Genomic DNA, 16,570 nt, shown 5'->3' with positions numbered 1-16,570 from the left:
CCCGTTTCGCGTACGGCGGGTCCGTTTTCCCTCGTCGCCGCTGTCCTTCCGGCACCGCCTTCCGCGCCTGCCGAACCAGCGCGCTCCGCACGTCTTTCGTTGCGCGAACACGATCCGCCGTCCGGCGCGTCGTTTTCTCCTGCTCGCAGCGCGGTCGGAAAGCTCCGAGTGACAGACGCATCCCCTCGTGGATGCCCGGAGCATCATCATGACTTTCGAAACGCTCGGGCTCGCGCCCGCGCTGCTGCGCGCGTTGGCTGATACCGGCTACACCGTGCCCACCCCCATCCAGGCCGAAGCCATCCCGCTGGTGCTGGCCGGCGAGGACGTCCTCGGAGGTGCCCAGACCGGCACCGGCAAGACCGCCGCGTTCGGCCTGCCGCTGCTGCAGCGCCTGACCGCCGGCGCCAAGCCCGCCACCGGCCCGCGCAAGCCGCGCGCGCTGATCCTGGTGCCCACCCGCGAGCTCGCGGTGCAGGTCGCCGACAGCCTGCGCGCCTACGGCAAGTACGCCCGCCTCAACGTCACCACGATCTTCGGCGGCGCCGGCATGGGCCCGCAGGTCGACAACCTGCGCCGTGGCGTCGACATCCTCGTCGCCACGCCGGGTCGCCTGATCGACCACATGCAGCAGGGCAGCGCCAAGCTCGACGCGGTCGAAGTGCTGATCCTCGACGAAGCCGACCGCATGCTCGACATGGGCTTCCTGCCGGCGATGAAGCGCATCCTCGCCCGCGTGCCGGCCGAGCGGCAGACGCTGCTGTTCTCGGCCACGTTCGAGCCGCGCATCAAGCAGCTCGCGCTGGAATTCATGCGCGATCCCAAGCAGGTGCAGGTCGCCGCGCAGAACGCGGTGGCGGCGACGATCGCGCATCGTGCGCATCCGGTCGACGGCTCGCGCAAGCGTGACCTGCTGATCGACATCCTCACCGCGCGCCACACCGAACAGGTGCTGGTGTTCGGCAAGACCAAGCACGGCTGCAACCGTCTGGCGGAGCAGCTGGAAGCCGCCGGCCTGCCGGCGCTGGCGATCCACGGCAACAAGAGCCAGGCCGCGCGGCAGAAGGCGCTGAACCAGTTCAAGTCCGGCAAGGCGCGCATCCTGGTCGCCACCGACGTGGCCGCCCGCGGCCTCGACATCCCGAACCTGCCGCTGGTCATCAACCACGACCTGCCGATGGTCGCCGAAGACTACGTGCACCGCATCGGCCGCACCGGCCGCAACGGCGCGCAGGGCGAAGCGATCTCGCTGGTGTCGCCGGACGAAGCGCCGCTGCTGCGCCAGATCCAGCGCCTGCTGAAGGCGGACATCGCGCTGGAGCCGGTCGATGGCTTCGAGCCGAGTCGTCCGATCCGTCTCGACGCCAACGCGCCGGGCGCCCCGCGCAGCGGCGCACCGCGTCCGCAGGGCCAGCGACCGGGTGGCCAGCGTCCGCCGCGCAAGCCGGGGAACCGCGGTCACGGCAAGCCCGCCGATCGCGGTGCGCACGCGCATGCGCACACCGGGCAGAAGACGCCGTCGCAGGGCCCGAAGCGGCAGGATCGCAGTCGCTCCGGCGGACGTCGCGATTCGAGCGTCTGATCGACGACTGTTCCGCCCCACCGGCGGCGCTTGTCCCCTTCATCGAGCGTTCCTCGTTCGCTGACCGGGGTGCGCTTCCGGTGCGGGCGGTGTGACCCCGCGTCACTTGCAGGACGCATCGTGAGCCCGCACCACAATCGGAGAGGGAATTCACGATGAGGAAACCATCACGGACAGGCCGCAGGCCTTTCCCGGCGGCACATGCGATCGCGTCGATCGCGCTGTCGTTCGGCCTTGCGGCGTGCGCGCCGACGGATGCGGGGCGCTCGGCGTCGACGAGCATGGTCCCGGCAGACGCCGCCGGGATGTCCGCAAGGGCCGGTGCCAAGACGAAGCCTGGCGCCATGCCCGACGCGATTGCTGCCGCGACGTCGGCATCGCCCGTCGACATGCCTCCGGCCGAGGACATCGAGATCACGCCGATGGAATGGGCGAAGGATCCCGAACGCAATGCGAGGCTTTCGGTGCGGTTCGGCGGCGAGGAAACGCTTCCGGACACGTTCGACATCGAAGTCGACCAGCGTTCCGCGGTCTTCAAGCGGAGCGAGCAGGATCCGCGGCGCTTCGAGGGCGATGTCCATTTCGATTTCGATGCGTTCGTCGCCGAGCAAAAGGCGCGTGCCGCAGACCTGGCGCAGTACAAGGAACCGGTCGCGCCGCGTTTCGACGGGCGCGACATGGTCGGCGAGGAACGGCTCGACGTGCTCGATCCGGGCATCGTCAGCCTGGCCCGTGCGAACGGCAGCGCGTTCCGCATTCCGCGGGGAACGGTGGGTGTGCCTGCAGGCGCCATCGACCCTGCGCGCATGTTGACCGTCACCGATCTGGGCGTGGTCGAAGATCCGGTCCGGACCTACGACATCTGCGCCAACCGCGGCAATCCGGATGGTGCGTGGACCTTCAAGACCCTGATGACCGGCATGGCCAACACGCCCCGCAGTGGTGTCACGGTCGACGATTTCGTGGAACTGTGGATGAAAGACTGGCTTTCGTACCACGAAGTCAACACGCATCCCGTGCGCAGCCGGCTTGCGATGAAAAGCCGGGTGCTGGATCACTGGCGGCGCCGGCCGGATGGTCGCCTCGATCTGGATCGGGCTCCGTTCCGGCTGCTGGCCATCGTGAACCGCCTCGACCTGCGCGGCAATCCGATCTACGGCGGCGGCAACGGCGGCGAACTGCGATTCGTGTTCGGCGTGGTCGACGGCCAGGAGCAGCAGGGGTGCTCGGCGCTGCCGTTCACGGTGATCTTCGAATACGGTGTTCCGATCCGTGGCTGTTCCGCCGTGAAGGATTACGCTGGCGAATGGCGGGGCCTGTCGGTCTCACCGCTCGGAACGCCGGGATACAACGCCGCCTTGCAGGCCATCACGGATCGCGTGACCGTGGCGAATGCCGCTCCGGCGAAGCCCAACGGCAGTGCGATCAACCAGGTCCGCACCAACGAGATCGCGCTCGGGGCACCATGGGAATTGCGCCAGTTCGTGATCCCGACGGGAGACACCCGGCTGAAACTCGTGTCGACGGCGCAGACGCCTGATGCCGGATACGATCGCGATCCCGTGCTGGCGGCGTTCATGGCGCAGCGTCGCGCCGAAATCCTCGGCGATCGGCACGTGGTACCCGCGAGCTTTTCTCCCCGGATATTCGAGGTGGTGCCGTTTCTCGCCGGGGCGACCGTCACGCCGGACGTGACCGACGATCGCGTGTGGATGCCTCCCGCCGGTTGGCCGGTGGGGGCGGAGGTCCGGCACAAGTTCTCGCTCGCGACCTGCAACGGTTGTCATGGCGGAGAGGCGCGCGACAACCTCGCGGGCGATCACACCCGCTTCGTGCATGTCGACGTGCGCATGCCCGGGCATGCCAGCGCGCTGTCGAAGTTCCTGGTCGGCGAGGGCAGCCTGTCCGCGCCGTCGACCTTCCTCAAGCCGGATCCCGCGGGAATGGGCGGCCCGCATCGGCTGGGCGACCTGCTTCGTAGGCGGCAGGATTTCGCGGACTTCGCATCCGGCAGCTGCGAGGCGAGCAATCTCCTGCAGAACTTCTTCGCTGGACAACTGCGTTTCACCCACTGATTCGCTCCCGCCGTGATCCTCGCGAGAAGGGCCGGCATTGCCGGCCCTTCTTCTTTCAGTGGCGAGGGCTGCACAGCGTCAGCGATTCGACGCCGGCACGCAGGTTTCGTCCTTCCCGAACAGGCCGCCGATCATGCCGGGCTTCTCGCACTTCGGTCGTTTCGCTTCCTCGGCGGCGCGCTGGCGGGCGAGGCGGTCGGCTTCGGCGCGCTGGCGCGTGGCACGCAGTTGCGCCAGCTTCGCGCGGATCTGCGGGATCGCCGCCAGCGCGGCCTTCTCGCCTTCGAGGATCGCGCGACCGCGCTGTTCGAAATCGGCGGCGCCGATGTCGTTGACCTTCGGCCGGATCACCACGTCGGCGCGGGTCATCTCCTGCGCGCCGAGGCGCTGGCCCATGATCGTGATCGACTGGTTGACCACGCCGAGCATGTTCTTCGGCGTCGCGCCGGTGGTCTTCGTGGAAATGTCGACGGCGATGACGAAGTCGGCGCCGAGCTGGCGTGCGGCGTCCACCGGCACCGGGCTGACCACGCCGCCGTCGACGTAATGCACATCGCCGATGCGCACCGGCTCGAACACGCCGGGGATGCTGCACGAGGCGCGCACCGCCTGGCCGACGTTGCCGCGCGCGAACACCATGCGGTCGCCGGTTTCCAGCTTCGTCGACACCGCGGCGAAGGGCAGGGCGAGCTTCTCGAACGGCCGGTTGCCGACCATGCGGTTGACGTAGTCCTGCAGCTTCTGGCCCTGGATCAGGCCGCCGTTGAACAACGTGACGTCGCGGATCTCGGCCTCGTCCAGCGCGACCGCGTTTTCCTGCATCTGGAACACGTTCATGCCGCTGGCGTAGAGCGCTCCGACCACGCTGCCGGCGCTGGTGCCGGACACGACTTCCGGTTTGAAGCCGTTGGCTTCGAGCATCTTGATCACGCCGATGTGGGCGAAGCCCTTGGCCGCACCGCCACCGAGGGCCAGGCCGATGCGGATCTTCACCGGCTTCGGCGCGGGCGGCGGGGTCACGACCGCCGGCGGCGGGGTGGGGCGCGTGGGGCTGCCGCAGGCGGCGAGCACGACGAGACAACAGGCGACGAAAGCGGGGCGGAAGCGGCGCATGGCGGACCGGCGTTGGGAAAAACCCGTGCATGATCGCAGCAAACCGGCGCGGGCCGTGAACCGCGCGCAACCGCTGCGCGCGTCGCCGTCGTCACCAGAACGGGTGTTCGGCCATCGGCAGCCGCTTCGGCGGCAGCAGGTGCAGGGCTTCGATCGGCAGGTTCCAGAGGATGATCAGCAGCGTCGAACCTGCGAACAGGGCGATCCAGGCCAACGGATATTTCCGGCGGCGACGAGGCGCCCCGGGCTGCGGCGGCCATGGATCGCCCGCCCAGGTCCAGGCCAGCGCCATGGTCGAGCCGTAGGCCAGCGCGACGAACAGCCACAGCAGCACGCCGGCGGGCAGTGTCGACAGGCCGGCCAGGAAGACGCGGCCCTGCTGTTCGATCAGCACGCCATACAGTGCGGTGACGACGAACACCTCGCGGACCGTGAAGCGGAACCGCCGCGCCAGCAGCCACCACGCCAGCCACCAGCCGAGATAGAAACCGAAGCCGATCAGCAGGTCGGCGAAGAGTTGCGGGTGGAACAACGCCGGCTCCGGCGCCGCGCGCATCAGGTTGTGCGCCCATGCACCGGTTTCCAGCAGCAGCCCGGCGACGACGGTCGCGATCAGCAGGCGGCTTGCCGGCGACAGACGTTCCGGCAGGCGCCAGCCCCGCAGTCGCGACACCACCAGCAGCGGGAACGGTGCCAGCACCGGCGCCCCGAGGCTCGCCAACGTGCCGACGACGGCAGCGATCCACCAGGCGCGGCGACGACCGACCGCGTCCGCGACGGAGGCGGGCGTCGGGGAGGTCGTCATCGCCCTTCGCGGCTCAGCGCGCGGCGAACAACGCCTGCCGTACTTCCTGCGGCACGCTGATCAGCTGTGCGATCTGCGTCGCCTTCTCGTTGAACAGGGTGCAGGCCTTGTCGACCGGCACGCCGGCGCCGTTGGCGAAGTCGCGCATGTCCTGCTCGACCATCGGCACGAACTGGGCTTCCAGCGTGCCGGCGAAGGTGTCCGGGTTCAGGCCGGCTTCCCGGAAGATCGCCTGCGTCCGCGCCAGCTCGTCGCGATGGACGCTGGCGAAGGCGGACGTGAACGGGGTGAGGTCGACGCCGCGCTGCCGGCAGTAGGTGGCGCGGGCGCGGGTGTTCATGACGTAGGCGCCGAAGAAGATGCCGGCGGCGTTCTGCGCGCGGGTCCGGGCGTCGCCCTGGGTCATGGCTTCGCGGGCCTTGCGCAGTGCGACTTCCTTCATGGCATCGCTGGGCGCCATCCCCGGATGTGCCTGGCGGGCCTCCGTCTCCAGCCGGTCGACCTCGGCCTGGACCATGCTCGGGTCGGGGGCCGACAGGGGCGAGGGCTTGAGGGCCTCGTACGCCAGGATGCCGACCACCAGGCCGGCCGCGGAAACCAGGGCGATGCCGGCGCTCTTCATGGACATGAATCCGGTGCGGGAGAGGGTCGGAAGTCTAGCAGCGCGGACTCGGGGACTTTCCAGCCGGGGGTGGACTTGCTAGCCTGCCGGTCGCGGCCGTGACAGGCCGTTCCTGCCGGCGTGCCGTCGGGGACGACACGCGGCCGGAGCCGCCGGTGCATGCACCGGCGCCCGACGGACGCGGAGGGCCCTGTCCCGGTACGGCATCGACCCGGTCGATGCACCACATCGCTGCGTGGCCCGGCCCGTCCGGACGCGCTGAACAATTCGACCGTTGAATATCCATTGGAGATCGGTGGATGGCTGATATTCGACAGAAGGCAGTGGCCACTGCCGACACCTGGGACGCGGGGAACATCGCGTCACTCGACGATGCGACCACGCGCAGGCTGGTCGCATCGACCGTGCTCAGCGAAAGCCGCGGCGGCGACCTCGACGCCGTCGATCGTCTGGGCTTCACGGGCCGCTACAAGGCCGGCGCCGCCTTTCTCGCCGCGGCCGGCTATCTCGATCAGGACAAGCTCGACCGGGCCATGAGCGGCCATCGGTCGGAATGGGCATGGGCGCGGACCGGGGCAATGACCGAGTTCCTGCAGGACCCGGCCAACTGGAAGAACGGCCTCAGCCTGGACGCCTACAAGGCTTCGCCCGCGCTGCAGGACCAGGCCTTCCGCATCAATGCCGAGCGCGACTATGCCCGTGCTCGCGAGCAGGGCTTCCTGGCCGAGGACGAGAAGCCCGCGCGCGTCGCCGGTTTCCTCAAGGCCGCGCACATCGTCGGTTTCAACAGCGCCCGCGACGCCATGGTCGGCGGACGCGTCTACCGCGACGCCAGCGGCGCCAGCAACTATGACCGCATGCACGACATCACCCGCAACGGCGACGGCCTCGAGAAGCTCATGGCCCTCGACCCGCAGGCGCGCGCGGCCGCGGCCGTGCCGCCGGGACTGGCGGGCACGCTCGCCGATCCCGCGCATCCCGAACACGGCCGTTTCCGCAGCGCCTGCGACGCGCTGGCGAAGGTGCCCGGCCTGGACGACGAGGCGGCGCGCGGTCGCGCCGCCGGTTCGCTGCTGGTCGCCGCGCGTGCCGCCGGGCTTGTGCGCATCGACCATGTCGTTCCCGGCCAGCCGGGCACGGTATTCGCCGTGCAGGGCGAGCTCGGGGCGCCGTCGCAGCAGGCCGTCCCGCTCAACGTGGCGCAGCTCGTCTCGCAGCCGCTGGAGCGTTCGACCGCGCAGTTGGCGGCGCTGCCCGCCGTCGCCGAGTCCCCGGCCGTCGCCCAGTCGCCCGAATCGCGAGGACGCGGCCTCTGACGCCGGCGTCCGACTTCCCTTCATTCGATCACCCCTTCCAACGGATCCGAGGAACTGGACCATGCGCACTTCCCGCCCCTCCCTGCTGAGCGTTTCCCTGCTGAGCGCCGGCCTGCTGCTTGTCGGCTGCAAGCCCGCCGCACAGGCGGGCGATGCCGCGCCCGCCGCCGCCACGACGGCCGCGGCAACGCCTGCAGCAGCGGCCGTCCTGGCGACCGCTGCGGTGACGCCCACGGCGTCGATCGAGGCCGGCTTCAGCGAAGGCATGCCCTACGCGACGCTGCGCAAGCGCCTGACCGACGCCGGCTGGCTGCCGCTGCGCGATCCGGAGTGCTGGAACAACGCCGGCGATGGCTCCAAGGTCTGCGGCTTGCTGCCGGAGGTCGAGAGCTGCAGCGGCGACGGCTACTGCAACATGTACTTCGCCAGTACCGCCACCGGCCAGCGCATGGGCATCACCACCTACGGCCCGTACGAGCGCTGGAACACGCCCGGCCAGGAATCGTCGCTCGCGGTGAAATCGTGGGAAGTCACGCCGATCGCCGCCCCGACGGCCGCGACCTGTCCGTCGCAGGACTTCGATGCGTTCCTCAAGGCCTTCGCTTCCGATGCAAAGATCGAGCAGGCGTTCACCGCGCCGGTGGTGAAGGTCGCCGAACTCGGCGGCGGCGAGGATGGCGACGATACGGTGATGGTGTACGAGGAGGGTGCGAAGTACGACGCTTTCGTGCTGCGCTTTCGTGATGGCAAGTGGATTCTCAAGCCGCAACCCGACCTCGAAGGCCGCGTGATCCCGGCGGATGTCGCCGTAAAACCCGAAGACAACGGCGCCTATTACGTCACGCTTCCCGGCAATGTCGAAGGCATTTCCTATCGTTTCGAGCGCCGGAACGACTGCTGGCAGCTCACCTCGGATCCCGATGTGGTGCCCTGATCCAGGGCCGAAGCAGATCGAATAACCGACACAGACCAAGACCAGGACCAAGGAAAGAGGACATCCCATGAGTGACGACCGCATCGTTCTCCGCGAACCCCGCATCGATCTCGGCACCAATCGTGAAGTACCGCGCGATTTCAGCGGCGAGCAAGCTTATGAGTGGCTTGCGATTCATCACCCCCAGACCAATGCAGCGGCCGTACGCGCCGGCAACCCGGCCGCAGTGGACCGTCCCGGGGCGTTCGTCGATGGCGAACTGGAGGCTGTCCGCACCCGTGGCGACCAAAATGGCATTCCACTGGTGATGAAGGATCTCATTCTCGAGACGACCAGCGGCAACAAGTCCGTGATGGTGCCCAATCCGGTGCAGGGCTATGTCCAGTTCCGCAACGACGGCACCAATGCCATCAGCATCTGGAGCAAGCCGCTGGGATCGCCGGACAACGAGTTGGTCGGTCAGGTCCTGCACGGCGCACGAGGCAGCTCTCCGTACAAGGAAGGTGACTTCGTGCCGTATGGTGCGCCGCTCGTGCGTCAGTCGGATGTGGGGAGTCCCGGGGCTGTGCATGCGCACATCGAGGTCGAGCCGGCCCAGTTCAAGCGTTATCTCGGCGATGTGCTGAGTGAGCGAATCAACACGAAGCAGTATCCCGACACACCCGGACCGACCGGCCAGACCACTCCGGCCGATCCGATGGCCGACGGCGTGCTCAAGCACGGTGAACGGGGCGATGCCGTCAAGCATTTGCAGGAAGCGTTGAACGCTGCGGGCATCCGGGATGACCGGGGTCAGCCGTTGCCGACCACCGGCTACTACGGCGACATGACCGAGGCAGCGGTACGCAAGTACCAGACGCAGCATGGTCTCGGTGTCGACGGTAAGGCGGGTGATGAAACGCTCACGGCACTCGGACTGAAGCAGCCGACGCAGAATCAACCGCAGCAACCGCAGCAACCGCAGCAACCGCAGCCGCAGCCGCAGCCGCAGCCGCAGCCGCAGCCGCAGCAGCAGCCGCAGCCGCAGCAGCAGCCGCAGCAGCAGCAGCCGGGCCGGATCTCGGGCGGGCCGAACGACTACGGCTCCGACAATCCGCTGGGCAACCTCATTGCGCGCGGCGAGGGCGACTACGGCTCGTACAACCGCGGCCGCGCCGGTGACGCGAATGGCGCCAAGATCGACTTCTCGGAGATGACCGTCGGCGAGGTCATGCGTCGCCAGGGGTTGCCGTCCGGCGATCCCGATCGCCTGTTCGCGGTCGGCAAGTACCAGGTGATCCCCAGCACGATGACCGGTGCGGTCAACACGCTGGGCATCGATCCGAACGCCAAGTTCACCCCGCAGTTGCAGGAGCGCATCTTCGCGGACTACCTGATCGACGAGAAGCGCCCGGACATCAAGGCCTACATCACCGGCCAGACCAACGGCCCCGAAGGTCGCGAACGCGCGCAGTACGCCGCGGCGCTGGAATGGGCGAGCGTGGGCGATCCGCGCAAGGGCGGCGCCAGCCATTACGGCGGCACCGCCAACAATTCCGCATCGATCACGCCCGACGAGGTCGGTACCCGCCTCGACGCCATGCGCGAGCAGTACCAGAAGAACGTCGCCGCCGGCATGAGCCAGGCCGATGCGTATCGCGCACTCAGCGGCGATCCGCAGAACTTCGGCAAGAACCAGCCCAGTCCGGCCCATGGCCAGAGCGGCGGCCTCGACGACAAGCTGTTGATCAAGGGCGAGGATGGCCCCGGCGTGAAGCGGTTGCAGGAAGCGCTGAACGCGGCGGGCATCCAGGTCAATGGCAAGCCGCTGCCGACGACGGGCCACTTCGGTGACCTGACCGAGCAGGCGGTGAAGCAGTACCAGGAGCAGAAAGGGCTGCACCCCGTGGACGGCAAGGCCGGCAAGGACACCCTGACCGCGCTGGGCATCCATCCGGACCAGCAGCAGACTCCGGCTCCGCAGACGCCGCCGCAGCAGACTGCGCTGCAACAGACGCCCAACCCGCAGCAGCCGCAGCAGACCGCCCCGCAGCAGACGCCCAACCCGCAGCAGCCGCAGCAGACCGCCCCGCAACAGACGCCCAATCCGCAGCAACCAGCGGCGTCCTCGTCCGAGAAGCCGCCGACCGATGCCGGCCAGCCGCAGCGTTCGGTGGAAACGGAGAAACCGTCGATCGCCGATCCCAAGCACCCGGACCACCGGTTGTACGAGCAGGCGATGGCGAACCTGCAACAGCTCGGCCCCAGCGGCGGCTTCAAGTCGCAGGACGAACTGATCAAGGCCGCGGCGGCCGTCGCGGCCGATGCAAAGGCGAGCGGGCTGAACTCGATCGACCACGTCGCCAGGACCAATACGCCGAGCGGGCAGTCGCTGCTGGTGGCGGTGGAGGGCAATCCGACCAATCCGGCGTCGAAGAACTCGTACGTCGACTACACCCAGGCGACGACGCAGACGGTCGACCAGAGTTCGCGCATGGCGGAAGCGGCGCGCGCGCAACAGCAGACGGCTCCGCAGGAAGCGCAGCAACAGCAGGCGCCGCAGCAGCAGGGCACTCCGCAGGACCCGCAGCCGCGGACGGTGGCCCAGCGCTGATGCCCAGGGACACCACCGCATCCGATCGGGTGCGGTGGTGTCGAAGGCGCCCGCATCCCCGTATCGGGAAGGCGGAAAAGCAAAAGCCCGGCGGAAGCCGGGCTTTTGTCATGTCGTGCACGAAGCGCGACGTCTGTCTGGTGGGCGGTGCAGGGTTCGAACCTGCGACCCTTGCCGTGTGAAGGCAATGCTCTACCGCTGAGCTAACCGCCCGATGTTCGGGCCCGCCATTCTACGGGCCCGGCCCGCCGCGGGCAAGCGGGGGCGCGGTCATTCGATTTCGGAGCGGGCGTGGTCGGCGTCCAGGGCTTCCATCGCGTCGAGCGGCTTGGTCTTGGCGGCCTTCTCGTACGCCGCGGCCGCGTCGTCTTCCTTCTTGTCGCCGTGCAGCAGCATCATCACGTTGCCCGATTCCATCAGCGCGATCGGCGAGGCCGGGGTCAGCTTCAGCGCTTCCTTGATGTGCTTTTCGGCTTCAGCGGCCTTGGCGCCGTAGGTCAGGCCGCCGATCATCGCGCCGATCTTGGAGATGATCTCGGCGTGGTACAGCGCCATCGCGGTGTGCGCTTCGGCATGCTTGGGCGCCAGTTCCAGCGCGGTATCGAGCGAGGCGCGGACCTTGCCGGCGATGCCTTCCTTCAGCGCCTTGGTGATCGACAGGCCCTGGCTGTAGCGGCCCAGTGCGAAGGCGTGCCGATAATGGCTGTTCGCCTCGTCCGGCAGTGCCTTGATCGCGGCCTCGGCCAGCTTCGCGGCCTGCTCGAAGCGCTTGAGCTTTTCCTTGTCGTCGTCGACGAGGTACGTGGCGTGGATGCCCAGCGCCTTGGTCGCGACCGATGCGCCGACCGGGCCCAGCGCTTCGCCGGCGTCGTAGGCGGCCTTGAAATCGCCGCGATGGAAGGCCCGCCAGGCGTCCTGCAGCGCTTCGGCGAGCCCGGCGGCGTCCAGCCCCTTCGGCGCGGCCTTGCCGGCGGCCTTGATGAGTGCGGCGGCGCGCTTGTCGTCCGGGAACGGTTCGCAGTCGCCGGCGTGCAGTTTCGGCCAGGCCTTCTTCAGCGCATCGCCGGCGTAGGCGTAGCCCTTGGCGTCGTGGGGGAAGGCGGCCCAATCGGACTTGGCCATGTGTCGGATCCTCGCGTTGGAAGCATTCAGCATCCCGCGAGTCATCGGGCGAGGCAAGCCCCGTGCCTTGCGGGGGTGCACTTGCCTAGTGTGTTTGCTCTGCGGGTGCGGGGCATGCTGATCGTGTCCCTTGCCGGATCGACCGGCACCCCCGCAACGGAGCACATCCATGGCACGCAAGAAGATCACCCGCACCGTCCCGAGCGCGAATGCGCGTCATTTCTGGCTCGCCGGCCTCGGTCTCGTCTCCATGGCCAGCCGCGCCACCGTCTCCACGGCAGCGCAGGCGGTCGACAACGCCGCCCAGGCGCGTCGCCAGGCGAAGGCGATGGTCGAGCAGACCCGGTCCCGTCTGCTCGAAGGTGCCGGCGAGCTGCGCAGCCGTGTCGAAACCGGCGTCGCCCAGGCCGGCCTCAAGCTCGACGAGGCGCTGTCGCCGCTGGTCGCGAAGTTCGCTCCGGGCAAGGCCAAGCGTCCGGCCCGTCGCGGCCGCAAGCCCGCTGCGAAGAAGACGTCCCGCCGTCCCGCCCGCAAGCCGGTCGCCACGCGCCGCGCGCGCAAGGGCTGAGCCCCGGATTCCATCGTCGAACGAAAAAGGGCGCCGCGAGGCGCCCTTTTTCGTGTGCGGCATCGTCGATGCGCCCGTCCGATCAGGGGATCGGGCAGTTGTGCGCGGCGAGGCAGTCTTCGTAGCGGGCATAGCACTCGGCCATCGATACGCTGCCGGAGCGGCGGCACTTCAGGTAATCCGAGTAGCAGGTGTTCGTCGTGCAGGCATCGGCGATTGATGCGGCGACCATCAGCGTGAAGCCGGCGCAGAGGGCGGCGATCTTGGCGCGTTTCATGACGTGGATCCTCCTTCTTCCTTGGTGTCCCCTGTGCGCGCACCTTAATGCCTGATGGCGGCACGTTTTCCTGCCAACCGCCACACTTTGGCGCTTTCGCCGGCGCTCAGTCGAAGTAGGCGCGGATCAGCGTGTTGAGATGCACGCGCTCGGCATCGCGCAGGAACGGGGCCAGCAGCATCATCACCTGGACGATGCCCTGGCGGATCGCGACCTGTTCGTCGCGGTCGCCGCGCGCCGAGGAATAGTTGAGCCAGAACGTCGACAGCACGAGGACGTTGGTCGCGGCCGCGTCCAGCTCGTCGGCCGATGCGCGCATGATGCCCGCCTGCGTCAGCCCGCGCATGACCCCGTGCGCGCGATCGTCGGCGCGCTTGAGGATGCGCGCGAAGCGCAGGCGCAGGCGGCGGTTGCGACTGAGGATCTCGACCAGGTCGCGATACAGGAAGCGGTAGTCCCAGATGCACTCGAACACGAGGTGCAACTGCAGCCAGATGTCCTCGAGCTCCGGCAGCCGTCCGCCCGGCGATGCGAGCGCGTCGTCCATGCGCTCTTCGTAGCGCTGGAACAACTGCTCGATGATGTCGTCCTTGTTGCGAAAGTGGTAGTACAGGTTGCCCGGGCTGATCTCCAGCTCGTCGGCGATGTGATTGGTGGTGACGTTCGGCTCTCCCTGCGCGTTGAACATCGCGAGGGAGGCATCGAGGATGCGTTGGCGGGTCTGTCTCGCCATCGATCGGGCGGTCCGGCCGTCGGGTGACGGCCGCCCGCGTCAGCCGGCCAGCTTCTTGACGAGGTCGATGTATTTCTTCTTCGCGTCGTCCTGCGCGGTGCCCTTGAGCTTGGCCCAGGCCTCGTACTTGGCGGTACCGACGAAATCGAAGAAGCCGGGCTTGTCGCCGTGGACGTCGCCTTCGGCGCCCTGCTTGTACAGCGCGTACAGGCGCAGCAGGGTGTCGTTGTCGGGGCGCTCCGCGAGGCCCTGGACGTCCTTGGCGGCTTGCTCGAATTTGTTCTGCAGGTCGGACATGCGTGCTCCCCTCCGGTCAGGCCGGCATGACAGCATGGCCCGGAGGGCGGGTCAACGGGGGAGGCCGCAACGGGCCTCCCTCGGGGCGGGGCGGCCGAGGTGGTCCCGGGACGTGATCCGAGGCGACCGTGCGGTCTCGGATTGTCCTCGTCCGCCCGGTCTGGCAAGTTAGGTCGCCGGTCGCGCCGCGGCCGTTTGCATTTGATCACCATTCTCGTGAGGGCGAGGACATGAGTTATTTCGTCACCGGTGCCACCGGGTTCGTCGGCCGTTTCCTGGTCGGCAACCTGCTCAAGCGCAAGGGCACGATCTACGTGCTGGTGCGCAAGGATTCGCAGAAGAAATACGACGCGCTCGCGAAGAAGATGGGGTGGGATCCCAAGCGCGTGGTACCGGTGCATGGCGACATGACCGCGCCCAAGTGCGGCCTGACCCCGGCCCAGCTCCGCACGCTGTCGGGCAAGATCAAGCACTTCTTCCACCTCGCCGCGATCTACGACCTGACCGCCGACGCAGAGAGCCAGAGAAAGGCCAACGTCGACGGCACGCAGAATGCGCTGGATCTTGCCGCGGCCATCGGCGCGGGTTGCTTCCACCACACCAGTTCGATCGCCGCCGCCGGCCTGTATCCCGGCATCTTCCGCGAGGACATGTTCGAGGAGGCCGAGGGCCTGGACGATCCCTACCTGCGCACGAAGCACGATTCCGAAGGCCTGGTGCGCAAGGAGAAGCGCGTCAAATGGCGCATCTACCGTCCGGGCATGGTGGTCGGCCATTCGCAGACCGGCGAGATGGACAAGATCGACGGCCCGTACTACTTCTTCACGCTGCTGAAGAAGATGCGCGAGGTGCTGCCGCCGTGGATGCCGATGCTGGGCGTCGAGGGCGGGCGCATCAACGTGGTGCCGGTGGACTTCGTCGTCGACGCGATGGACCACATCGCGCACAAGCCCAAGCTCGACGGCCACTGCTTCCACCTGGTCGATCCCGATCCGATGCGCGTCGGCGAGGTGCTGAACACCTTCGCCCGCGCCGGACATGCGCCGGAGATGACCATGCGCCTCGATGCGCGCATGTTCGCCTTCATCCCGGGCGGCGTGCGCGGCGCCATCGGCAGCCTGCCGCCGGTGAAGCGTTTCGTCGGCATGCTGCTGCGCGACTTCAAGATCCCGAAAGCGGTGATGAAGTTCATCACCTATCCGACCCGTTTCGACAACCGCGAGACCGAGCGTGCGCTCAAGGGCAGCGGCATCGCGGTGCCGAACCTCGACACCTACGCCTGGCGCCTGTGGGACTACTGGGAGCGCCACCTCGATCCCGACCTGTTCATCGACCGCACCCTCAAGGGCAAGGTCCGCAACAAGGTGGTGGTCATCACCGGCGGTTCGTCGGGCATCGGTCTGGCCAGCGCCCAGCGCGTGGCCGAGGCGGGCGCCGTCACGATCATCGTGGCGCGTGGCGAGGAGGAACTGTTCAAGGCGCGCGACGAGATGAAGGCCAGGGGCGGCAAGGTCTTCGCGTACACCGCGGACCTCGCGGACATGGCCGACTGCGACCGGCTGGTCGCGACCGTCCTGAAGGAACACGGCCACGTCGACATCCTGATCAACAACGCCGGCCGCTCGATCCGCCGTTCGATCGAGCTGAGCTACGACCGCTTCCACGATTTCGAGCGCACGATGCAGCTGAACTACTTCGGCTGCCTGCGCCTGATCATGGGCTTCATGCCGACGATGATCCAGCGCCGCAAGGGCCACATCATCAACATCAGTTCGATCGGCGTGCTGGCCAATTCGCCGCGGTTCTCCGCGTACGTGGCCTCGAAGGCCGCGCTCGACGCCTTCAGCCGCTGCGCGCAGGGCGAGCTGTCGGGCAAGGGCATCAGCTTCACCACCATCAACATGCCGCTGGTGAAGACGCCGATGATCGCGCCGACCAAGATGTACGACAGCGTGCCCACGCTGACGCCGGAGGAAGCGGCGGACCTGGTGGTGAAGGGCGTCATCGAGAAGCCCAGCCGGATCGCGACGCGCCTGGGCATCTTCTCGGCGCTGCTCAACGCCGTGGCGCCGAAGGCCTACGAGGTCATCATGAGTACCGCGTTCGAGCTGTTCCCGGATTCGGCCGCGGCCAAGGGCGACAAGAAGGCGCTCAAGGAAGAACAGCCGAGCCAGGAACAGATCGCCTTCGCGGCGCTGATGCGCGGCGTGCACTGGTGAATCGATGCATGCAGGCCTGAACGTCTGCGCCGGGCACACGAAAGGCAGCCGGGAGGCTGCCTTTCGTCGTTCGGGGGAGCCATCCCGGCGCGTCGCGAGCGAGTCGCCTCCGTCGCCGTGCTTCCCGGATCGCGGGCAAAAAGAAACCCGCCTACCAGAAGCCGTGAGGGGAGGGGAGCTACGGACTTCGTCAGTGGTCGGCGGGTGTAAGAGACGGTCGGAGCCGTCAACTTGGGCGTCGCTTCCGCGGCGCGAGAGAGTGCGGTGTAACCGTTTACGTACCCTAGCAGAGGAAAGCGGCCGGCGGGAGACGG

General features: G+C 68.1%; 14 protein-coding genes and 1 tRNA gene. 7 read left to right on the top strand and 8 right to left on the bottom strand.

Features of this window, described 5'->3' with window-relative positions; genetic code table 11:
• Positions 1 to 208 precede the first annotated feature (208 nt).
• Both ACT53R_RS09785 and ACT53R_RS09780 read left to right on the top strand, forming a co-directional pair.
• Entirely contained in the window at positions 209 to 1,582 is a 1,374-nt protein-coding gene (locus ACT53R_RS09785) for a DEAD/DEAH box helicase (RefSeq protein WP_476171681.1), read from the top strand.
• A gap of 344 nt (positions 1,583 to 1,926) precedes the next feature.
• A complete protein-coding gene (locus tag ACT53R_RS09780; protein ID WP_476171680.1) occupies positions 1,927 to 3,657 on the top strand; it encodes a hypothetical protein in 1,731 nt (576 codons plus the stop codon).
• A 78-nt stretch (positions 3,658 to 3,735) separates the two neighbouring features.
• Here ACT53R_RS09780 and ACT53R_RS09775 read toward each other — a convergent pair whose 3' ends face one another.
• From ACT53R_RS09775 to ACT53R_RS09765, 3 genes are all read right to left on the bottom strand, one after another.
• Complete coding sequence (locus tag ACT53R_RS09775) at positions 3,736 to 4,770, bottom strand: patatin-like phospholipase family protein (RefSeq protein ID WP_476171679.1); 1,035 nt, start codon at positions 4,768 to 4,770, stop codon at positions 3,736 to 3,738.
• Between the two features lie 91 nt (positions 4,771 to 4,861).
• Complete coding sequence (locus ACT53R_RS09770; protein WP_476171678.1) at positions 4,862 to 5,575, bottom strand: hypothetical protein; 714 nt, start codon at positions 5,573 to 5,575, stop codon at positions 4,862 to 4,864.
• A gap of 13 nt (positions 5,576 to 5,588) precedes the next feature.
• Complete coding sequence (locus ACT53R_RS09765) at positions 5,589 to 6,197, bottom strand: hypothetical protein (protein WP_476171677.1); 609 nt, start codon at positions 6,195 to 6,197, stop codon at positions 5,589 to 5,591.
• A 299-nt stretch (positions 6,198 to 6,496) separates the two neighbouring features.
• Here ACT53R_RS09765 and ACT53R_RS09760 point away from each other — a divergent pair, with 299 nt between their 5' ends.
• The 3 genes from ACT53R_RS09760 to ACT53R_RS09750 all read left to right on the top strand — a co-directional run bounded on the left by ACT53R_RS09760 (position 6,497) and on the right by ACT53R_RS09750 (position 11,040).
• Positions 6,497 to 7,513, top strand: a complete 1,017-nt coding sequence (locus ACT53R_RS09760) for an XVIPCD domain-containing protein (protein ID WP_476171676.1) — start codon at positions 6,497 to 6,499, stop codon at positions 7,511 to 7,513.
• Positions 7,514 to 7,574: 61 nt separating this feature from the next.
• Positions 7,575 to 8,447 (top strand): early set domain-containing protein, encoded by an 873-nt coding sequence (locus ACT53R_RS09755; RefSeq protein WP_476171675.1) that lies wholly within the window; start codon positions 7,575 to 7,577, stop codon positions 8,445 to 8,447.
• 67 nt (positions 8,448 to 8,514) lie between these two features.
• Positions 8,515 to 11,040: a peptidoglycan-binding domain-containing protein gene (locus tag ACT53R_RS09750; RefSeq protein WP_476171674.1), complete on the top strand. Its 2,526-nt coding sequence runs from the start codon at positions 8,515 to 8,517 to the stop codon at positions 11,038 to 11,040.
• Positions 11,041 to 11,178: 138 nt separating this feature from the next.
• Here the strand turns inward: ACT53R_RS09750 and ACT53R_RS09745 are convergent.
• Together ACT53R_RS09745 and ACT53R_RS09740 are read right to left on the bottom strand one after the other, a co-directional pair.
• A tRNA-Val gene (locus ACT53R_RS09745) sits at positions 11,179 to 11,253 on the bottom strand.
• Between the two features lie 57 nt (positions 11,254 to 11,310).
• Positions 11,311 to 12,162, bottom strand: a complete 852-nt coding sequence (locus ACT53R_RS09740) for a hypothetical protein (protein WP_476171673.1) — start codon at positions 12,160 to 12,162, stop codon at positions 11,311 to 11,313.
• A gap of 169 nt (positions 12,163 to 12,331) precedes the next feature.
• Between ACT53R_RS09740 and ACT53R_RS09735 the strand changes: the two genes are divergently transcribed.
• Positions 12,332 to 12,730: a hypothetical protein gene (locus tag ACT53R_RS09735; protein ID WP_476171672.1), complete on the top strand. Its 399-nt coding sequence runs from the start codon at positions 12,332 to 12,334 to the stop codon at positions 12,728 to 12,730.
• 82 nt (positions 12,731 to 12,812) lie between these two features.
• Here ACT53R_RS09735 and ACT53R_RS09730 read toward each other — a convergent pair whose 3' ends face one another.
• The 3 genes from ACT53R_RS09730 to ACT53R_RS09720 form a co-directional block, all read right to left on the bottom strand.
• Positions 12,813 to 13,007: a hypothetical protein gene (locus tag ACT53R_RS09730; protein WP_476171671.1), complete on the bottom strand. Its 195-nt coding sequence runs from the start codon at positions 13,005 to 13,007 to the stop codon at positions 12,813 to 12,815.
• Positions 13,008 to 13,113: 106 nt separating this feature from the next.
• Complete coding sequence (locus ACT53R_RS09725; RefSeq protein WP_476171670.1) at positions 13,114 to 13,740, bottom strand: TetR/AcrR family transcriptional regulator; 627 nt, start codon at positions 13,738 to 13,740, stop codon at positions 13,114 to 13,116.
• A gap of 39 nt (positions 13,741 to 13,779) precedes the next feature.
• Entirely contained in the window at positions 13,780 to 14,037 is a 258-nt protein-coding gene (locus ACT53R_RS09720) for an acyl-CoA-binding protein (RefSeq protein ID WP_476171669.1), read from the bottom strand.
• Positions 14,038 to 14,267: 230 nt separating this feature from the next.
• On the opposite strand from ACT53R_RS09720, the gene ACT53R_RS09715 reads away from it, so the two are divergent.
• Positions 14,268 to 16,256 (top strand): SDR family oxidoreductase, encoded by a 1,989-nt coding sequence (locus tag ACT53R_RS09715; RefSeq protein WP_476171668.1) that lies wholly within the window; start codon positions 14,268 to 14,270, stop codon positions 16,254 to 16,256.
• The last annotated feature ends 314 nt before the right edge of the window (positions 16,257 to 16,570 follow it).

It is taken from the genome of Lysobacter sp. DMC104 (assembly GCF_056313665.1).
The sequence above is the reverse complement of the archived record's forward strand: the minus strand, read 5'-3'. Positions and strand labels throughout refer to the sequence as shown.

Coding starts and splice junctions, on each gene's coding strand:
- ACT53R_RS09785 (WP_476171681.1), top strand. CDS start 209: ATGACTTTCGAAACGCTCGGGCTCGCGCCCGCGCTGCTGCGCGCGTTG.
- ACT53R_RS09780 (WP_476171680.1), top strand. CDS start 1,927: ATGCCCGACGCGATTGCTGCCGCGACGTCGGCATCGCCCGTCGACATG.
- ACT53R_RS09775 (WP_476171679.1), bottom strand. CDS start 4,770: ATGCGCCGCTTCCGCCCCGCTTTCGTCGCCTGTTGTCTCGTCGTGCTC.
- ACT53R_RS09770 (WP_476171678.1), bottom strand. CDS start 5,575: ATGACGACCTCCCCGACGCCCGCCTCCGTCGCGGACGCGGTCGGTCGT.
- ACT53R_RS09765 (WP_476171677.1), bottom strand. CDS start 6,197: ATGAAGAGCGCCGGCATCGCCCTGGTTTCCGCGGCCGGCCTGGTGGTC.
- ACT53R_RS09760 (WP_476171676.1), top strand. CDS start 6,497: ATGGCTGATATTCGACAGAAGGCAGTGGCCACTGCCGACACCTGGGAC.
- ACT53R_RS09755 (WP_476171675.1), top strand. CDS start 7,575: ATGCGCACTTCCCGCCCCTCCCTGCTGAGCGTTTCCCTGCTGAGCGCC.
- ACT53R_RS09750 (WP_476171674.1), top strand. CDS start 8,515: ATGAGTGACGACCGCATCGTTCTCCGCGAACCCCGCATCGATCTCGGC.
- ACT53R_RS09740 (WP_476171673.1), bottom strand. CDS start 12,162: ATGGCCAAGTCCGATTGGGCCGCCTTCCCCCACGACGCCAAGGGCTAC.
- ACT53R_RS09735 (WP_476171672.1), top strand. CDS start 12,332: ATGGCACGCAAGAAGATCACCCGCACCGTCCCGAGCGCGAATGCGCGT.
- ACT53R_RS09730 (WP_476171671.1), bottom strand. CDS start 13,007: ATGAAACGCGCCAAGATCGCCGCCCTCTGCGCCGGCTTCACGCTGATG.
- ACT53R_RS09725 (WP_476171670.1), bottom strand. CDS start 13,740: ATGGCGAGACAGACCCGCCAACGCATCCTCGATGCCTCCCTCGCGATG.
- ACT53R_RS09720 (WP_476171669.1), bottom strand. CDS start 14,037: ATGTCCGACCTGCAGAACAAATTCGAGCAAGCCGCCAAGGACGTCCAG.
- ACT53R_RS09715 (WP_476171668.1), top strand. CDS start 14,268: ATGAGTTATTTCGTCACCGGTGCCACCGGGTTCGTCGGCCGTTTCCTG.